The organism is Priestia sp. ST2 (assembly GCF_055810735.1).
The window spans coordinates 1,013,163-1,031,996 of sequence record NZ_JBVVNT010000002.1 but is presented as its reverse complement, the minus strand read 5'-3'; the positions used below and the strand labels follow the sequence as shown (position 1 = coordinate 1,031,996).

15 protein-coding genes are annotated in these 18,834 nt (G+C 35.5%); 7 read left to right on the top strand and 8 right to left on the bottom strand.

The window, feature by feature from the left end; translation table 11 throughout:
• Nucleotide 1: 1 nt before the first annotated feature.
• From AC0KUU_RS11665 to cax, 6 genes are all read right to left on the bottom strand, one after another.
• The gene (locus AC0KUU_RS11665; protein WP_043980756.1) at nt 2–1,105 is read right to left on the bottom strand and encodes a GerAB/ArcD/ProY family transporter; all 1,104 of its coding nucleotides are present in this window, start codon (nt 1,103–1,105) and stop codon (nt 2–4) included.
• A gap of 19 nt (nt 1,106–1,124) precedes the next feature.
• The gene (locus AC0KUU_RS11660) at nt 1,125–2,318 is read right to left on the bottom strand and encodes a Ger(x)C family spore germination protein (RefSeq protein WP_080781648.1); all 1,194 of its coding nucleotides are present in this window, start codon (nt 2,316–2,318) and stop codon (nt 1,125–1,127) included.
• A 30-nt stretch (nt 2,319–2,348) separates the two neighbouring features.
• Complete coding sequence (locus AC0KUU_RS11655) at nt 2,349–3,857, bottom strand: spore germination protein (protein ID WP_043980761.1); 1,509 nt, start codon at nt 3,855–3,857, stop codon at nt 2,349–2,351.
• 518 nt (nt 3,858–4,375) lie between these two features.
• Complete coding sequence (locus AC0KUU_RS11650) at nt 4,376–5,269, bottom strand: AraC family transcriptional regulator (RefSeq protein ID WP_043980763.1); 894 nt, start codon at nt 5,267–5,269, stop codon at nt 4,376–4,378.
• Between the two features lie 492 nt (nt 5,270–5,761).
• Nucleotides 5,762–7,276, bottom strand: a complete 1,515-nt coding sequence (locus AC0KUU_RS11645) for an arylsulfotransferase family protein (RefSeq protein ID WP_043980787.1) — start codon at nt 7,274–7,276, stop codon at nt 5,762–5,764.
• Nucleotides 7,277–7,710: 434 nt separating this feature from the next.
• The gene (gene cax, locus AC0KUU_RS11640; protein ID WP_043980765.1) at nt 7,711–8,754 is read right to left on the bottom strand and encodes a calcium/proton exchanger; all 1,044 of its coding nucleotides are present in this window, start codon (nt 8,752–8,754) and stop codon (nt 7,711–7,713) included.
• A gap of 433 nt (nt 8,755–9,187) precedes the next feature.
• Here cax and AC0KUU_RS11635 point away from each other — a divergent pair, with 433 nt between their 5' ends.
• Nucleotides 9,188–10,684 (top strand): class I adenylate-forming enzyme family protein, encoded by a 1,497-nt coding sequence (locus AC0KUU_RS11635; protein ID WP_043980767.1) that lies wholly within the window; start codon nt 9,188–9,190, stop codon nt 10,682–10,684.
• 92 nt (nt 10,685–10,776) lie between these two features.
• Here AC0KUU_RS11635 and AC0KUU_RS11630 read toward each other — a convergent pair whose 3' ends face one another.
• Nucleotides 10,777–10,998 (bottom strand): hypothetical protein, encoded by a 222-nt coding sequence (locus tag AC0KUU_RS11630; RefSeq protein ID WP_043980769.1) that lies wholly within the window; start codon nt 10,996–10,998, stop codon nt 10,777–10,779.
• Nucleotides 10,999–11,261: 263 nt separating this feature from the next.
• Nucleotides 11,262–13,484, bottom strand: a complete 2,223-nt coding sequence (locus AC0KUU_RS11625) for an MMPL family transporter (protein ID WP_043980771.1) — start codon at nt 13,482–13,484, stop codon at nt 11,262–11,264.
• A gap of 135 nt (nt 13,485–13,619) precedes the next feature.
• On the opposite strand from AC0KUU_RS11625, the gene AC0KUU_RS11620 reads away from it, so the two are divergent.
• The 6 genes from AC0KUU_RS11620 (at nt 13,620) to AC0KUU_RS11595 (ending at nt 18,611) form a co-directional block, all read left to right on the top strand.
• Complete coding sequence (locus AC0KUU_RS11620; protein WP_043980773.1) at nt 13,620–14,240, top strand: TetR/AcrR family transcriptional regulator; 621 nt, start codon at nt 13,620–13,622, stop codon at nt 14,238–14,240.
• A gap of 330 nt (nt 14,241–14,570) precedes the next feature.
• A complete protein-coding gene (locus AC0KUU_RS11615) occupies nt 14,571–15,344 on the top strand; it encodes a TerC family protein (RefSeq protein WP_043980775.1) in 774 nt (257 codons plus the stop codon).
• Nucleotides 15,345–16,030: 686 nt separating this feature from the next.
• On the top strand, nt 16,031–16,228 hold the full coding sequence (locus tag AC0KUU_RS11610; protein WP_016766364.1) for a hypothetical protein: 198 nt from the start codon (nt 16,031–16,033) through the stop codon (nt 16,226–16,228).
• A gap of 17 nt (nt 16,229–16,245) precedes the next feature.
• Nucleotides 16,246–16,536 (top strand): spore coat protein, encoded by a 291-nt coding sequence (locus tag AC0KUU_RS11605; protein ID WP_043980777.1) that lies wholly within the window; start codon nt 16,246–16,248, stop codon nt 16,534–16,536.
• 259 nt (nt 16,537–16,795) lie between these two features.
• Complete coding sequence (locus AC0KUU_RS11600; RefSeq protein ID WP_043980779.1) at nt 16,796–17,122, top strand: YflT domain-containing protein; 327 nt, start codon at nt 16,796–16,798, stop codon at nt 17,120–17,122.
• A 727-nt stretch (nt 17,123–17,849) separates the two neighbouring features.
• Nucleotides 17,850–18,611, top strand: coding sequence for a PAS domain S-box protein (locus AC0KUU_RS11595; protein ID WP_043980783.1), 762 nt, complete (start codon nt 17,850–17,852; stop codon nt 18,609–18,611).
• The last annotated feature ends 223 nt before the right edge of the window (nt 18,612–18,834 follow it).

Sequence of the window (18,834 nt, the reverse complement as noted above, 5' to 3'; positions counted from 1 at the left end):
GTCATAAAAGGGTAGGCTTTATTTTTTGTTTTATATATGCTGTAATCAGCAATAGGATGGGAATTGCTATATGAAAAGGGAGGTGCAATAAATAAGGAACAATTTTGAGTCCTTCATTTATATGAGCTTGATAACTAGGAGCAATCATCAGTGAGGAGAAAAAAATAACACCGCCAATTAAATAAATGTTTGTAACAGAAGGTTTCATTCGAAACAAATCAGCCGCGCCAATCACTGCACAAAAGAAATAAATGGTTATTTTAACAAAACCTAAAATGACCATGAGAATGAGAATAAAGGTATCCAGTCTTTGAATAAAACTAGCTATGTTAATGTAACTCACAGCTGTAAGAGCCGGGAAAGAGGATCTTAAAACAGTCTCTGGTCCGAGTACACACAAAAGAATAATTGAATTAATGGTTAAGACCATTCCTCCTATTATGATGGCGGATAACCCAATTGTTGCGGCCTGACTTTTTTTATTTAAATAAGGAAGAATCATAGTAAAGGTAATCAATTCCCCGAAAGGTACAGTAATGCCAAGGGGGACTAACTCTTTTCCTATGTTTCCCCATCCATTCGCTAATACGGGTTGAAGATTCTCCACCTTGATGTAGCCTCCTACTACATACAAAACATTTAATATAAAAAGAGTCAGTAAAATAACAACAAAACATAAGCATGTAACTCGTGCGAATGCTTCTATTCCTAAGTGAACACTATAAATTAACACAAAGGTCATGCATATGCCCAGCGTAATAATCGATGTAACATAGTAAGAAGAGCTAATTAGTAATTCTTCAAAATCACGCAATACTCTGGAAGCAATATAAACAAAATATATAATATAACAAAAGCTGATAGCACCGCCTACGTATTTACCCCAGATTTTAATGAGGTAGCCAGTCAAAGGCATATTAGGGTATCTCTTATATAAGGAGATATAGATTAAATACAGTACACATCCAAAAAAAGTAGCCAGCAGGGGGACTATCCATGCATCTTGCCTAGCAGCCTTTCCGATATCTAAAAGCAACGTACTGCCTAATATAAAGATAAACATCATACAAAATAATTGAAACCCATCGATTTTTATTTTAGTCAATGCTTTTTCAGCTCCTCATCTAATTTACCTCATAAGGATTTGTCCGCATTCCGGTATTTACAATACTGACGTTCACATTCATCGATATTTTAGCGCTTGAAAATAGATTCTCCCAATTCTGTTTATGCTGACGCCAGTAACTAGGGTTGGTTCGAGACAAGCTATCACCAAAGCCAAATATATCTGTCTTTTCTTTTTGTGCGATGCGAATAGTTTTTGTGATTTCCTTTTGCAATTCCTTTTGTACTTCTTTTTCCAATTCTTTTAATACCTTAGGGTTGCTTAAATCTTTTTGGCATGTTGTTTCCGTAATTTCTCCCATGACGTTCAAATCTGTATGAATGAAAGGTTGCCTATGGCGGATTGCTGTTTTCATTTGGCTTTTTATTCCGGTCGCTGTAACTGTGATATTCTCATTTATACTGCAAGGGAAAACGAGGGCTGTACTCTTTACTTCAGAAGTAACAAGCTGGACAGATCGAGCCTCATCGCCATCTAGCCATCGAACTAATTTTCCTTTTCTAAACATGGCTAATCCTTTTACCTGCATAGCACTTGGGCTGGTATTCTCTAAATTGCCTGCTTCTTCTGCCTTCTGAGAGGGCTTGTTAATGCTGATTCCAGGAAGAGATAGATCTTTTCCCTCACTTAAAAGCATAGAAATAACTTCATATGCTTGTACATTACTAACTATTCCGTACATTTTTTGATTGTTCTGGCTGGTACTTAGGATACTTTTGACTGGAGTAACCTCAAAAGGTTCAATCACACCGAGCAATTTCTCAGCAGTCCCATCACGTGCAATAAAAACTGGAATACTTGTACGAGCTTGTTTGCCTCGATCCAAAGCATCAAATAATAAGCTAAGGTCATTTCTTGCTAATTTTTCACCTATAATGATAAGCGAAAGATGTGAAGTAATATGTTCTCTTGGAATGACGATGGAGGCTTTTTTTAATGCCTCTACTAGTGTTTTGGCAGTTACTGTGTAGTTAATGACAGGAAGACCCTGTCCTCCTGTCGAACTGCCCTGTGATAAACCACTTGGATTAATGATCTGATAGGTTACTTTATAAGGTTGTTCCAAGTTTTCGTTCTCATCAATTCCCAATCCTATAATAACTCCTATTTGGTTTAATTCTCGGTAATTCGAACATCCTGAAACGCATAAACAAATGGCAGCGATCCATAAAAGCGAAAGATAAGTTTTCATTTTCTATCCTCATTCATCTTTATACGACGTCTATTTATTTTGATGTTTTTTCAACAGAGATGGTAAAGAGAATCGAACTAAAGTATCCTTTTGCTCTTTAAAATCAAAGGGAGCAAAAGGTGAAAAGTAGGGAATACCAAAAGATCTTAGACTACTTATATGAAGCCATATACATAAGGTCATAAGCAAAATTCCATATAAGCCAATAAATGCTGAAATTAGAATCAAGATAAACCGAAAACCACGGGCCGCATTGACAATGCTAGTAGATGGCAGTGTAAAATTGCTGATGGCAGAAATAGCAACAATAATTACAACAGCCGCTGATACAAAACCTGCTTCTACAGCTGCTTGTCCTAAAATCAGTGCTCCTACAATGGAGACTGCTGGTCCGATTGCTCTAGGCATTCGGATTCCGGCTTCTCGCAACATCTCAAAAGCTAGTTCCATCACTACCATTTCTACAATTGCTGGAAAAGGAACTCTTTCTCTTTGCGCCATTAAGCTGACCATTAATGTGTTCGGAATAAGTCCCTGATGATGCGTAATCAATGCTAAATAGATAGCAGATGCATACATAGAAAGAAAAAAAGAACCAAATCTTAGTATCCTTAAAAAGGAAGCAATATAATAATTTTGATAATAATCTTCGGGAGACTGAAAAAATTGAGAAAAAATAGCAGGCGCAATTAATACAAAGGGTGTTCCTTGTACAATAATAGCAATTCGACCTTCTAATAAATTTCCTACGACGGCATCAGGTCGTTCCGTATTTAATAAAAGTGGGAAAATAGTGGTACTATCATCCCGGATAAATTCCTCAATATAGTTCGACTCAAGGACCCCATCTACCTTAATCTCTTTTAAACGTTCTTTGATTTCCTCTACAATACGTTTATCTGCATTCCCTTGAATATACATGATTCCTATATCTGTTTGGGTTACGCTTCCAATTTTCATGCTTTCTAAGCGTAAATTAGAATCCTGAATTCTAGCTCGTATCAAGGAGGTATTAGTCCTTAAATTCTCTGTGAAACTATCTTTGGGTCCTCTAACAACAGTTTGACTGGTTGGTTCTGTTACTGCGCGGGACTGAAGTTTTTTTGTATTGCCAATGAAAATTTTAGAACTCCCATTCAGTAGGATGACCGTATCACCGGTTAAAACGGCTGACATAAATTCATGCCAATTCTCTTTTATAGTCAATTGAGATACAGTTAATATCTGGGGTATTTGTTCTTCTATCTCTTTGACGGTTACTACTTGATTACTTTCTTTAAGCCACTGAATAAGAGGCGTCATGATATTCTCATTTATAATGTTTTCATCTGCTAATCCGTCAAGGTGAATAACGGCTGCTTTTAACGTTTTTTGATAGGGAGACTCAACCATTCGAAACGATACATCAGAACTATTTCCTAATTCGTTTAATAGTCTCTCTATATTTTTATTTACATCATCATATAAGGGAGTTGCTGAACAATCTGTTGTCTTTTCCTTATTAGAATTAGAGCTTTTCAAAAGATATCTTTGTCGCACGTTTTACCACCTTTTATATGAGTGAATATTTGTTATACAACGAGTAACGTTATCATTCCTATAAAATGTAAAAAATATGTACGTGAGGAAAATACATAAAATAAAATGATAGGAAATGCATCTAACTTTGTTTTCTGTTTTGCCGCATTAGTTGAACGTCAAAGTAAAGCTGAGGATTCTTTAGAGTTTTTAGATGAAAATCAAAGCGGGTTAGCTAGTATTACTTTATATCCAGTGACAGATCAGAAGGTATTGTTTTAAGAGTTAAGGAATTGGAGAGAAAAGCATCTCACACTTCTCTGGATATCTGATGTTTTTATGGCCGATATCGTACATTATGATAATTAAAAATGAAGTGAATATTCACATTGATTGATTTCAAAATTTCCAATGCAAAAGAATAAAAAGCCCTCTCTTAAGTTTAATTGCTTAGAGATTGGGCTTTTGTATAGGAATATCTTCAGTATTATAAATGAATTTCTACGCTACTTTTCTCTTAAACAAATGGGAGTTCTCTTTTATGCTTTAACAGTCTGTTTTTTTACAGGAATGTAGATATCAATCTCTTTATTTTCTGAACCATAACATCTTTTATCATACAGTTCAAATTCCATTGATCCGTAGTGCTCATAACCCGATTCAGGGAACCATTCTGTAAAAACATAATTCCATGTGGACTGAATGGAAGAAGTAAAAGATTCTTCATTTGATTTTGGTGTAGTAAATACGGCATAGTCTAGTTCAGGGAAACTTCTGTAAACTGTTCCTTCAGGCGCTGAAGTGCCTTCCTTTACTTCCATGCCAATTACATAAACAAACTCACCCGTTTCAGGATTAAAATCAGTGCAAATACCAAGCTCCGTGTTTTCTTTTAAGGGATTGGGGATTTTAGAGCCTAATCCATTTTGCATGTACTGTTGCCAAAATTCAGGAATGTCTTTGTTATTCTGGCCACCCTCGTTCTTCGTTTTTAGCTCATATCCAATGACATAAAAAGCAGATTTAGTGACTAGTTTTGGTTCCATCTTATTTCCTCCTGACAAAAGTGTGGTAGTTAGGTAGGCTTTTCCCCGCAGCGGTCCAGATATTCTCCTTGCGTTACGGTATTGCTTCGGTGAAACATCATAAAAGTTTTTGAACGCTCTGTTAAATGATTCTTGATATTGGAAACCAACATCAAGTGCGATATCAATGACTTTTTCATCTGTAAAAAATAAGCGTTCTGCTGCGCGTGTAAGTCTTCGTTTCCTCACATAATCCATCACCGATTCTCCAACCATGGCTTGGAAGACACGGTGATAATGAAAAGGAGAAAAGCAAGCAATTTCTGCTAACTTTTCTAAAGTAATTTGTGTCTCCAAATTCTCCTCAATGTAATTTAGCGTTCTTTGTATACAAGTTACATAATTCATTTACATTCACCTACCTTACGTTCACTATAACAGCAAACAAATCGTTGTTCTTAACATTTTTTGCTATATTCAATTAGATGAGGATAGTTTTGCAATATACGCCTCTAGAGGTATAGTTTTAAAGGGATGCAGATAGTGAATTTTTTTATGTAAATTAATGATATTGATACATATTTAAAGGGAAAGTTTGAATTGATTTTATGAGGAAGTCCATTTAATTATTATGAAACTATAAATCAAAAGTTACCTAGTGAATTATCTTATCTAACCTTAAAAAAATGCTTAAGAACGCTGAATTTTAAATTTTATTGCCTTTTTCATCATAAGCTTATTATTTGAAAAAGGGGATTCTGGTACTAATTATGAATACAATTTATAATATGTTTTAAATATATTCTTCAAGAATTAAAAATTCCCCCACCTTAGGCTTGCTAAGTAGGGAGAATCCAGTATAAGAATATTTTTAAAAATCTAATAGAGGATTATTAATGCTCACTTTCGTCTATTTCGTCTTATTTTTACGTAAGTAGTCGATGATGTACCAATGACGTTCCCGCAGGAGTCTAATGCTTTTACTTGAAAATAGGGGCCAACTGCCTGAGCATGAATATCTGTTTCGAATCCAGTACAAGGGGTACTAAATACCACTACTGCTAATTTAAAAGGTGTTGGGCCTGCCAGTACCTGCCAAGCGACCGTTTCTGTTGAACCATTCCATGATGCGTAAACTGTAGCTTCACCGTCATGCAATAAGTCTACAGTTATGCTAGGCGGATAAAGTGGTAGACCTACCCACTTATTTTTAAACGCTCGATACGAAAGATTCTGATTTGGATACTGCATATCATATAACAAGTTAAATGAATGGTTTCTCCTTGTATTGCCAGCGTTCCTAAATTCCGAAAGGTACGGTTCTTGCCCCCACCCAATGAGTTGATTTCCATTAGAAAGCTTTTGCGCATTTCCTTGACTTGGAACATATAAAGCTGGGTCATGATAATACGTTCGATCTATACTGGCGATCTTGTGTTTATAATCTAAGTGAAGAATTAAACCACGCGCTTGCTCTTGAGGTGGAGAATCAGGAGAAGCACAGCAGGCATTGTCAAACAAGCTTATCCTGTTTTCGGACCTGTATCGTGCATCATGCTGCCAAGAAAATGTAGCGTTCGGCTCAAGCTTAAAATCACTTTGCTTTCCACCAAGTTGCCAAATTACCTTTCCCGTATCTTTGTCAATGTTATAAATAGCCCACATACTACGCATGCTCACTAAAAGTGTGTTGTTTGGACCTTCTTCGACTGAATTTACGTGGTAACAATCCCATATATTATTAGAGCTTGTGGCGGATGAAGCAGGTACCATCGAATCAGCTGGATTAATATGTTTAAGTACATCCCAAAAGAAGAGAAGCTCTCCCGTCTCAATGTCTATTTCTTGAATAGAGTAATTACTAAAATACCCGTGTAATGGCCCTCCATACTTAGATAAATCTGCAGGTACTTGTTTTACCCCTGTGAACAAAGCCGTATTCCGTTTGGTGATTGTAAACTCGTGCAAATCAGAGGTAAACCCTTTTTTAGCAAATAACTTTTTAATGACCTCATAATGCTGATTGATAATTTGAAAATGAGCACCAGGCTCAGGTTCACCCACTGGAAGGTTAGGGTTTGCAGTTTGAGTTCCTGAAATTGTTCCTTGCCACATCGTAAGAACAGGGTTTTCATGGTACATTTGTACTCGAAAGTCTGTGTTTTGGATATACCTACTAGCAAGCGGTCTAAACCACACTGGATTACCCGTCTGATCCATAATTAGTGCCCCAGTTTGCCCAATCATCGCTGCTTCATATACCGTATAGGGCGCAACAAATAATAGGCCGGGAGCTGTTCCAGGCTTATCAACATTAACGGTAACCTTCATGGGATGTAAATTAGGAGCTGAAACAAAATTCCATACTTGCGGGTTTGAATGACTAGTGAATGATTGTGAATTAAAATTATTCATTCCCACTCTCATCTCCTCTAACTTTTATTATTAAACACTGTCTCTTGAGCTATTAATATGTCATTTGCTTCAAAATATGTAGGTGCTGTTTAGGTTTAGTTGTGTCTTTTGTTTGCTCGTGATTAGCAGGTCAAGAGAAGTGTAAAACGAAAAGTAGCGGAGACTTTATAAATAAAAATAAAGCCGCAAACGGAAGGGAAGAGGAAAAGATAGAGAATTTTCTAGGTAAAAGAATATTAATACGGAAGGATCTTGGACGAAAAAGTTAAAAACAATTTAATAAATAGAAGAGTTTAGTATATTTTAAATACTTATATATAGATAAAACATACTTGAAAAACGAGCTCTTGTTTATGAAGGGCTCGTTTATGCATCATTGGTGTAGAAAGACTTTGATTATGTTTAAAAATTTCTGCTTTGTTGCGAGAGTGATTCTATAAAAGGTAAAAACTAAAGCCTATCGCAATGTAGGTACCAACAAGTAAAACACCTTCGAACCAGTTGGAATCACCGTCGTTCACAACGGTCACCGTCATGAGAGCGGCAAGGATCATCGCAATCATTTCCGCTGTATTAAATACAAGAGGCAAGAAATCATACAAGTATGAAAACAGAACGAGTATAGGAGCAACAAACATGGCCGTTTGGACGGTTGAACCAATGGAAATCTCCACCATTACGTCCATTCTGTTATTATAGGCCATTGCAATTGCTGACACGTACTCTGCAGCACTTCCGACTATGGCCACAACAATAATTCCAATAAAAACGTGACTCCAGCCTAAGGCAGCACCTACTGGCTCAATGGTGCCAACAAGTTTTTCACTAATATAAGCTAGTACAATTGTGGCCAGTCCAAGCACAACGATTGCTTTCTTTTTTCCCCATTCTGGTTCCTCTCCATTTTCTTCTGCGTTCCCAGTAAAAATCCCCTTATGCGTGACAAGTTTAAAAAGAAGAGCAAGCAGGTAAATGGTCAGCATCACAATAGCAAAAGAAGTTGATAGAACCTGCATATCTTTATCATCCAAGCGTTTTGCAAAGATAAATGGCAATACAAAAGTTACGATAATAGCAAACATTAAGAGAGAGGTATTATGTCGTGTTTTAAACACACTAAATTTTTGCTTTTTAAATCGAATTCCTCCAACAATCATTGATATTCCGCTCGCAAAAAGTAGATTAACGAGAACTGCTCCAGTAATAGAGGAAATGACGATTGTATTTAGTCCTTTACTTAATGCAAAAAACGAAATAATAATTTCTGCAGCGTTGCCAAACGTAGCATTAAGTAATCCCCCTGCTGTTGGACCTACTACAACGCTAAGGCTTTCAGTAGAACGTCTGATGTAATTAGCCAAACTAATTAATGTCACACAATAAATAAAGAACATTAAAATATAATTCCAATTAAAAATGCTGCCAATAATTGAAAGAGGTACACCAATAATCATAAAAATGAAAAAGACTTTATTCATATTTTCCTCCATGGTCATTTATAGATCCTATAGCAAGAAGAGAAGCTCTATATTATCTTAGCGTTTTTATTAATATAACTCTTAAGACTTTTGTTATTCACATGGAGAGTGCAACTAGCAATCAACTCGACGCATAGAAAGAGAACATACTTAATAATAGCTGGTGTAAAGTTAAAAAAGAAAAGAATCGTACAAGATAAGGCGCTATGAACTCCTCAAGATAAGCTTCAAAGTATATTGAATAGTCTGCTCTGAATAACCAATATGTATCTTTTACATGCTAAAAAGATATGAATTTTTCAAACGCCCATAATTAACGTTTGCGTTAACGTTAATTATGGGTAATGTAGTTTATAGATTTAAAAATAATTAGAATGAAGCACCATTTAAATATGATTCAAACTGGTCATTATCATTAAAGGAGAGAGCTATTATGTATACACTTGGAGAACTATTAGAGCAAAGGGCTACACAATCTGCTGAAAAGGAGGCTTTAATTTGGAGTACATCTTACCATACATTTAAAGAATATAATGAACGTGTCAATCAACTCGCTCATTACCTGTTAAGCCATAACATTAAAAAAGGGGATCGAATTGCAATTCTCTGTCAAAACAATCATCCGTTTCCTACGATTCTGCTAGCCGCATTAAGAATCGGAGCCGTAGCGGTTCCTATTAGCTGGCAGCTTACGAAGTATGAAATTATCGATATTTTAGATAGTGCACAACCTAAAATTATTTTCTACGACCAAAAATTTCATGAGGTTATTCCTTTTGATTCTGAAATATTAAATGACGTGATTACTTTACAAGTAGGAAGAAAAAATAGTGTGCAGACAGTTGAAGAATATAATGAAATTTTTTCTGCGTATTCTATACTAAATCCCAATATACAGGTCTCTCAAGATGACATAGCTATGCTTCTTTTTACTTCCGGAACAACTGGCAACGCAAAAGGCTGTATGATTGAGCATGGTCATGTGTATTCTTATATACAACCATCTAGTCAACGAATCGATTATGAAAAGGATGGTCGTTTTCTTGCCTCGCATCCTTTTTATCATATGAGTTCTATTAATAATATTTTGAAATCTGTTTCCAACGGGATGGGATTATTTTTGTTGTCAGATCCTACACCGGAAATCATTTGGGAAACGATTGAAACTCATAAGATCACTATGATGTTAGCGTTTCCCTCTATGTACATGCAAATGCTCGAAGCGGTGAAAAATGAAGGGGCAAAGAAATCTTCACTAAAGGTTGCTATTGCTGGAGGGGCAAAAGTTCCTGCTTATCTTATTAAGGAATATGAAAAATTAGACATCAGCATGATACAAGGTTATGGAAGTACAGAAGCATGGACAGTCAGTGTATGGACACCAAATATGGGAAATGAAAAAATTGAATCAGCAGGTAAGCCTCTTTCTGGTGTAGAAGTGAAAATTATTGATCCCGAGTCAGGACAAGAAGTGAAAACAGGAGAAGTTGGAGAAATTATCATAAAAAGCCCCTATTGTTTTAAAGGCTATTGGCATAATCAAGAGGCGACTGACAAAGTCCTTAGAGATGGCTGGTTCTATATGGGGGACGCTGGAAAGGTAGATCAAGACGGCTTTTTATATATTATGGGACGCTTTAAAGATGTTATCGTATATGGCGGTGATAATATCTATCCTGATCAGGTAGAAGAAATAATTGAGCAAATAGATACGGTTATAGAAGCTGCTGTAGTAGGAGTAGAAGACCCAGTTTATGGAGAAAAACCTAGAGCGTATGTGGTAAAAGATCCTCATTCTTCTTTAACAAAAGAAGATATCTTAAAATATTGTAGAGATCGTCTAGCAAGCTACAAAATTCCCGAAGTTTATTTTATTGATCAACTTCCTAAAAATCAGCTCGGTAAAGTATTAAAAAGAGAACTGAAATGAAGATAGTTAAAGCGTGGACTGAATGCAGTCCACGCTTTTAAGATGGGGGAGATCCTACATAACAAAAGCTTCATTATTTTAACGCAAAAATGTTAAGTGGAAAGCTTCTTGATATCAGTGTAACAAATACGAAGGGTATTCTCATATTCAGATTCATAGCCTGTAAATAACACCTTTTTTTCTTTATTATCATAGTGAAATCCGAAGTTTTTTAAATCATTTCTCAATATATCTTCACTAATTTTAATGGAAGAAGCAATATCTTCATAAGTAGCACCATTATTTAGTTTTTGAACAATCTCACTGATTAACAAATTACGACCTCCAGTAGTATACGTGTCTGAAGTAATACTTTATCCTGAAGGGCTGCTTTTATGAATTGCAAGTAAAGGTAACAATTTAAATGAACTTGGTATTAAAAGAAGTGTAGAAAGCCACATGTTTCTGCTGAGGAATTGTTCTTCTTACCTTTGTATTTCTCACTAATAATAGTAAGAAGTATCACCCTATGTTATGACCTGGGTTTGCTGAAAAAGCAAAGAGAATATTCTCTTTGCTTTTTTCTTGGTTTTAATATTTAATGCTCTTTTTCTGGTACCATTTCAACTTTACCTGGCCAAAAAGCAAATCTTCCTAAAACCGTAGTAATCGCAGGTACAAGGAACGGCCGCACAATAAATGTATCTAACAGAACACCTAAAGCCGTGATAATTCCAAACTGAACCAGAACTTGAATAGGCAGTGTTGCTAGAACCGCGAAGGTAGCAGCTAAGATGATTCCAGCTGATGTAATAACACCGCTTGTTTCGCTTACGCCTTCTTTAATTGCTTGCTTTAATGGCATATGCTTCTTTTTCTGCCAGATGCTTGAGATCATAAAGATATTATAATCCTCACCAAGCGCCACTAAAAATACAAATGCGTATAAAGGGATCGCTCCTTGGATAGCATCTGCCCCCATGATATTGTGAATAATAAGCCAGCCTAATCCTAAGGCTGCACTGTAGGATAAGATAACCGTTCCAACCAAGTAAAGCATGGCTACAATGGAACGCAAGTAAGCTAATAGCAAGAGCGATATAAAAATAATAATTAATGGGACAATGATACTGTCGTCTTTATCACTCGTGGTCATTGTGTCATACTGTGTTGCTGTTTGACCGCCGATCCATACTTTGGATTTGACTGCAGAAACTCCGGACTGTGACAGCGCCTTTTCAGCTGCATCTCTCAAGTCTGGAATAGCTTTCATTGCTTCTATACTATATGGATTCACATTAAACGTAACGTCATATACTTTTAGATCCTCATTATTTGTACCACTTTGAGGTGCAGAAACAGTACTAATAAGGTCATTTTTCTTTAATGCTTTTTCAAGGTCAACCGATTTTCCTTCCGTATCAATGACTACTTGTGCTGGTGCTAGTTCACCAGGAGAGTAAGCATCAGAAATAATCGTAAATCCTTCACGAGAAGGCATATCTTCAGGGAAAGAAGACAATAAATCATATGTGTACTTGATTTGACTAGAGTAAATGGATAAAGCTCCAAAAAAGACTAGACAAGCTACAATGATTGTCCATGGTTTCGTCGTAACCACATTACCAATCCAATTCCCGAAACGGTTTTTCGCTTTTCGGTCACGCACCGGTTTTCCTTTCTTTTTCGCCAATTCTTCTTCCATTTCAGGAGTACGAGGGACGAAAGGATAAAAAGAACCTCTTCCCATAACCGAAAGCAGGGCGGGAATAAGTGTTAAACTTGCTAATCCCATAATTAGAATAGATAAGCTAAAAGGGATTGCAAAACGGTGGTAAGCACCGTATTTTGCTACAATCAAGGCCAGAAGAGAGATGACAACTGTAAATCCACTCATAGCTATAGCACCTGAAGCACCTTTAAAGGCATTGATAAGGGCTTGTCTCTTATCTTTTACTTTACGAAGCTCATCACGATAATGAGAAATTAAAAATAAACAATAGTCTGTTCCTGCTCCAAATAACAAGACCGTCATAATGGATATGGACTGCGAGTCAACCGTAATCCATTCTTTATCTGCCAAAATACCGAGAATCGGACTCAGAACCCCATAGGCAAAACCCACACCGATTAAAGGAATAATCGCTAAAATTGGGGAACGATAAATGACAAGAAGTAAAATTAAGACTAATAAAACTGTCGCGATTAGTAAGGAAACGTCTGCTCCTTCAAATAAGCTGGTTGCATCTACTTGAATTCCTACAGGTCCGGTAACGCGCGTGCTTAGCTTATCTTTTGCATCGATATCTGTAGCAAAAGAATCATATGAAACCTGTTCTTTTACTTGTTTTTTAATCGTGTCTAGATTTTTTTCTAGTACATCTGTTTCAACGTTTTCTTTAAAGAAAATGGGCTGTACAAGCGTTGTACCGTCCTTTGAAATCATTTTTTGTAAAGCTGCTAACGGTAATTTGTGCAAAGGCGGAGTAGACGTTTGTTTTTCTAATGGTTTCTTTTCTAAATCTGCCGCCACTTGCTGAATAGATTTTAAGTCATCGGTATTCAAACCGGATTCTTTATGCCATGTAAGTAAGGCAGGAACCCCTGAAGAGTTAGGGAATTCTTTCTTTATAAGATTTTCAGCCTCTACGGAAGGTGAATTCTCACTTAAGTTTGGTGCATTGTTCACTTCCGTTTTATTAACGGCAGGCCAAGCAATTGTTAGAACTGCAGTTGCCAAAATCCATACGGCAATAACAACCCAACGACTCACTTTTCCAGTCATCAATCGACTGAATGTTGCTAAAGGTGATTCTTTCATTAATTCTCCCTCATTTCCAAATCTGTTTGTTTCTATTACAATATATATAGAACCTTCAATAATTATATATACCAGAAGGTTAATTAATCAACTAGTTTAAATGTGCCAATTTCTTGAACTAGAAGGAGGGCCCTTATGAATACGAACCAGACACCAAAAAAAAAGCCTGGCAGACCTAAAATAACAACTGAAAATAATATAACAAGAGAGCAAATTTTAAAAACAGCTGCCCATCTCTTTATGGCATATGGATACGAAAAAGTTTCAATGGAGCAAGTGGCTGAAGCAAGCGATGTGACCAAGGCCAGCGTTTACTACTATTTTAAAAATAAGGCAACTTTGTTTACCGTTTCGGTATCAAGTATGTTCCAACGTATCACAAAACAGACAGAGAAATTATTACAAAACTCCAAAGGACTGAAACACAGATTATATGAGGTAACCTTGGATCATTTAAAAAGACCGCATATTGATTTTGAAACATTATTGCAAGAAGCGACTTCTTCGCTTACAGAAGGTCATATTCATGAAATTCGTGAAGCAGAGAAAGCGATACATGAGGCATTAGAGAACGTATTCAAGCAAGCTGCAAACAGCGGAGAAATCGTCGTAGCAAGTCCCAGATTGCTTGCGCATACATTTTCCACGGTAACAATGATTCGGAACAAGAAAGAATTAATTGCAGAATTAGGAGGCCCTGAAAAAACGGCTCAGGCTCTAGTAGATCTTTTTTGGGTAGGGATTAGTCCTAATTAATTTTCTTATTCCACTATAAAAACCGGCTGTAATATATTAGTTAATATGTTACAGCCGGTTTTTTTATTGTTCACAGGTACTTCTTGAGAAAAGGGGAAGGGCATAACAATAATAGGGTGACTTTCTAACCTATGTAAGTATGTTGACATAAACTATTTACTGACATACTGGAATTTGTATTTATGTTTATCTTAAGAGATGTTCAATTGTTGATTAGTGTTAAAAAAATGAAAATTTTATCTTTTAGAGTTTACTGCAGTATATATGGTTATTCTATTGTAAACAAAACCTTTAGCATAACAGCTTATATTTTGGAAAGGGGAGAAGCGGATGGAATCTATTTGGCTCGAATATGTATGGGCATTATTGATTCTAATCGGGTTAGAAGGATTATTATCAGCTGATAATGCTCTTGTACTAGCAGTTATAGCTAAACATTTACCCGAGGATCAGAAGAAAAGAGCGATTAATTACGGAATTCTTATGGCGTTTATTTTTCGATTTGGAGCTCTTTTTGCCATTTCATTTATCGCCAACGTTTGGTGGATACAGGCGATAGGAGCAGCTTATCTTCTGTATTTAGGTTTAAAGCATGTCATTAAGGCACGGTTTGGGAAAGACAATGAGAATATTCATAATGATGATGAAAAGGAGTCTGCTGGCAAAGGGTTCTGGCCGACGGTGGGCAAAATTGCGTTAGCCGACCTAGCTTTTGCCATTGATTCTATTTTAGCTGCGGTTGCTATAGCACTTGGACTTCCGGATTCACAGTTTGGAGAAATCGGTGGTATGGATGGAGGGCAGTTTGCAGTTGTAGTTCTTGGAGGGATTGCAGGTCTTATTTTAATCAAGTTTGCAGCGACCTGGTTTGTAAAACTCCTTGAAAAGCGACCTGCCCTAGAAACGACAGCATACGCCATTGTTGCCTGGGTAGGGGTGAAACTTGCTGTTATTACTTTTGCACATAAAGATATTGGTGTCTTAGATCCCCATTTTCCTCATAGCACCATCTGGACTCTAATTTTCTATGGAGTATTAGTTGGTATTGCTCTATTAGGTTGGTTTGCACCGGGCAATAAATCATCAGAAAAATCATCGGCCTAGAAGGTAATCGAGTGTGATAATCACCCTGAATTCATCAATTAACCGTACTCTTTCCTTCCAAACGGATCCTCGCTTTAATATTTAAAAGCATGTTTAGATTTTATAGAAAAGTGAGTTATGTTGATTCAAGTGTAACCATCAAGTGCGTTAATCCAAACTGGGTTAACGCACTTTTTAATTGAAATGGCTGCGCAAATGAACGTGGTTATTTTATTTATGATTTTTGTGCCTTTTGATAATCAGTAAAGCAGGAAATTAAGAAACTCCCAATAAAAAAACCGATAAGACTTTCTATTTGAACATCTTTTTCTCCAATTATTTGACCGTAAATTACCCTGAATATAACACCAACGAAAGAGAGAACAACAGCCTTGATGGTAATATGTAAAAAATTAATAAAATCACACCTTTTCACAAAATATAGTACCCGATTTTAAACGATTAAAAAGTTCTAGAAAGAAAGACTTACAATTTAAGGTTTATTTAAGGGTTACATATTACACCTAAAGGGATTTATTCTGCAATACAATAGAAGGTCAATTGCAAAAACAGGTGATTATTTTTGTTAGTTTTAGTATTCCTGTTTCTTTTTCTGGAATTTTTAAAAAATAACGAATACTTGTTTAAATGGAAATGATTTGGGAATATAATTCACAAGTCAAAAAAATGACAAGGAGGATGCAAACATGGCAAAGGGACTAGCTATGCACGAAACGCTAGAAGTTCATGAAATCTTAACGCTTAAAACATCATGTGTAACAAAAGGAACAGCGATGTTGGAATTGGTAGAGGATGAGGAATTAAAAAAGATTCTTGAAGAAGATGTTCAAACATCTACTGAAGCGATTAAAGAATTGAAAAAAATCTTAAAGAAAGCTCAATAAATAGGAGGGGTAGAAAAATGGCCACTAAAAGTACTCTTACTAAAACGTTAGATGATCTTGCTATTGCGACTGATTTATTATTATCAGCTAAGAATGGTGTACGAACATATGCGGTAGCGCTTACAGAAACGGCGACGCCCGAAGTTCGAAAGGTATTAAAAAAGCAATTAGATAAAGCCATCGAGCTTCATGAAAAGATTGCTCAATATATGATTGATAATGAAATGTATCACGCCTATGATGTAGAAGAACAAGTAAATCACGATTTAAAAAAGGCAGATAAAGCGTTAGATGTAGCGAAAGGTTAACTAAAATTCTCCCTCTGACAATAGAGGGGGAATTTTTTTAAGGTTACATAAAAAGTTCTCTTTTGATATTTCTACAAAGGAAAAGAAGTCTATATTTTATTCTCTTAGAAGTAGATAGTTTACCCCATTTTATACAATATTTAGATGATATTTTATAGTCTTTTATCCCATATCCGAATAAATTGGTTTTAATTGGCTGCTGAAGGATACACCTATTAGTAGAACGACATATTCTATAGGGATAGAGGAGGAGAAAATAGTGAAGGAAATTAAAGTAGCAGAAAATAGTGGTCAGGCAAATAAGTTTATTGAAGAGTTTTTTGCTAACGGGTTTCGTAAAAACGAAATTTATTTATTGACCTATAATAAAGAGCGCTCGGAATATTTAACAAATACAACAAATACAAAAGAATATCGAGCTTCTGAACAAGGAGTTTTTGAATCTGCAGTTAATAAGTTATTTTCTCGTGAAGATGAACTTCATTCTAAAATGGCCTCGTTAGGTTTAACCCAAGAAGAAGCTAAACAGTGTGTCGGTGAAATGAAACAAGAACGTATAATCATTATTGCAAAAAAAGATGTGTAATGGTTCTCCTTTGCAATAGCTTTTGAGGAAACTAAGTGATCGAGAAGTATTAGTAAATCATACTAGCATGTTGCTTTATATATAATATTTATTTTTCTATACGAATGTTTTATAAATCGGAAAGATACTGAACGAAAAGTATATTACTTGAGTCGTTTACTACTCTCATATGGAGGTGAAAGGGTAATGATTCAATTTTTTGGTATCCACATAGGGACGTTATACTTTCCTACAAGTATCCTTCTAATTACTTTATTAGTTTTAGTAGGTTTTGTTATCTATTTTCTTAGTAGAAGAAAAAGAAATAGAGATCAAACGATTCATTCAAATGAGAATAGGGTAAAGGGCAAAAGAGGAAAAGATAAAACTCTGTAAATGATCTAAAAGAAGAATTAATATATTTCGTCATCAAAAAGAATTCTCGTTTGAAATGAAAAAAAATCATCCTAATCCTACAGTTCCTGATACAGCCTTACACCATGATTTAACTCCTGAGAAAGTATGATTTAAATAAATGCAGAGAGGGCCCTTGAATTCATTTCTAAGGGCTGTTTTTATTTTTGTTCTGTAAAGGACAGACGACCTTTTAATCTTCTATTTTCTTACTATTTCTTATTTATAACTTCAAAAGAAACTTTATTATCATTTTTTAAGATCTTAAACAAGCAATTGAACCCTTGATAAATTTGAAATAGTAGTCTAACCTTCATATTAAGGAGTGAAAATTATGAATGAAAACATTTCGGGTATTGATTATCAGGAAGTCATTGAATATGCGTTAGATCCACTCATTATTCATTCAAATCATAAGATTATATATGTTAACCACGCAGCTGAACATTTTTTTAGAGGAAAAAGGGAAGATATCATAGGTGCCAGTCCTTTAGATATATTTCAAGAAACATCTAAAGCAGCAATAAGGAAAAGAATCCAATCTGCTTATGAACGTCCAGCAGAGCTTATTGAGGAAACCATATTTAGATTGGACGGGACAACTGTTAATGTTGAATTATATTGTCATCCCTTGCTGCTGGGAGATAAAAAAGTAATCCAAACCTATGTGAGAGATATTACGGTAAAAAAAGAGAGTGAAACAAGACAAAAAGAAATAATAAAGCAAATAAATGAACTGTCTACAACCCTCGTTCCTCTTTTAGAGGGAATCGCTGTACTTCCCTTAGTAGGATCCATAGATGAGGAAAGAGCAAACCAACTTTTAATGGCTGTTCCAGTAAAAGTGCAGACACAAAATATAAATTGTTTAATTATAGATTTTTCCGGTATTTATACATTGAATTCAATTGTAACGGAGCATCTTTTTAAAATTAATAGCGTTATGTCACTACTTGGAGTGCAATGTATCTTAACAGGATTAAGGCCCGAATTATCTCGCTCTGCTGTTCAGCTAGGTATTAATTTAGATTCTACTCGGACAATGGCTACTGTAAAAAACGCACTTCATTTTTTAGGAATTACTTCTAGTAAATAATCTTTAAAATGAAAATAACTAAAGTAACTTGTACGTTTTTAAAGATACATATGATATGAATCTTTAGATGGTACTACTGTCAGAGGAAGTTTCTGATTAAAGAAATAGTGGCATCGTCTTTACGATTTCGTGCTGTTTTAAATATTTTTAGATGGTTTTTTAAAATGAGATTTGTATCTTGTATACATTAGAAAAACAAAAGAAACTCCTGAACATATATCAG

Bases quoted from the DNA above. Each gene is read 5' to 3' on its own strand.
- AC0KUU_RS11635 (WP_043980767.1), top strand. From the start codon at position 9,188: ATGTATACACTTGGAGAACTATTAGAGCAAAGGGCTACACAATCTGCT.
- AC0KUU_RS11625 (WP_043980771.1), bottom strand. From the start codon at position 13,484: ATGAAAGAATCACCTTTAGCAACATTCAGTCGATTGATGACTGGAAAA.
- AC0KUU_RS11605 (WP_043980777.1), top strand. From the start codon at position 16,246: ATGGCCACTAAAAGTACTCTTACTAAAACGTTAGATGATCTTGCTATT.
- AC0KUU_RS11620 (WP_043980773.1), top strand. From the start codon at position 13,620: ATGAATACGAACCAGACACCAAAAAAAAAGCCTGGCAGACCTAAAATA.
- AC0KUU_RS11595 (WP_043980783.1), top strand. From the start codon at position 17,850: ATGAATGAAAACATTTCGGGTATTGATTATCAGGAAGTCATTGAATAT.
- AC0KUU_RS11660 (WP_080781648.1), bottom strand. From the start codon at position 2,318: ATGAAAACTTATCTTTCGCTTTTATGGATCGCTGCCATTTGTTTATGC.
- cax (WP_043980765.1), bottom strand. From the start codon at position 8,754: ATGAATAAAGTCTTTTTCATTTTTATGATTATTGGTGTACCTCTTTCA.
- AC0KUU_RS11610 (WP_016766364.1), top strand. From the start codon at position 16,031: ATGGCAAAGGGACTAGCTATGCACGAAACGCTAGAAGTTCATGAAATC.
- AC0KUU_RS11615 (WP_043980775.1), top strand. From the start codon at position 14,571: ATGGAATCTATTTGGCTCGAATATGTATGGGCATTATTGATTCTAATC.
- AC0KUU_RS11645 (WP_043980787.1), bottom strand. From the start codon at position 7,276: ATGAATAATTTTAATTCACAATCATTCACTAGTCATTCAAACCCGCAA.
- AC0KUU_RS11650 (WP_043980763.1), bottom strand. From the start codon at position 5,269: ATGAATTATGTAACTTGTATACAAAGAACGCTAAATTACATTGAGGAG.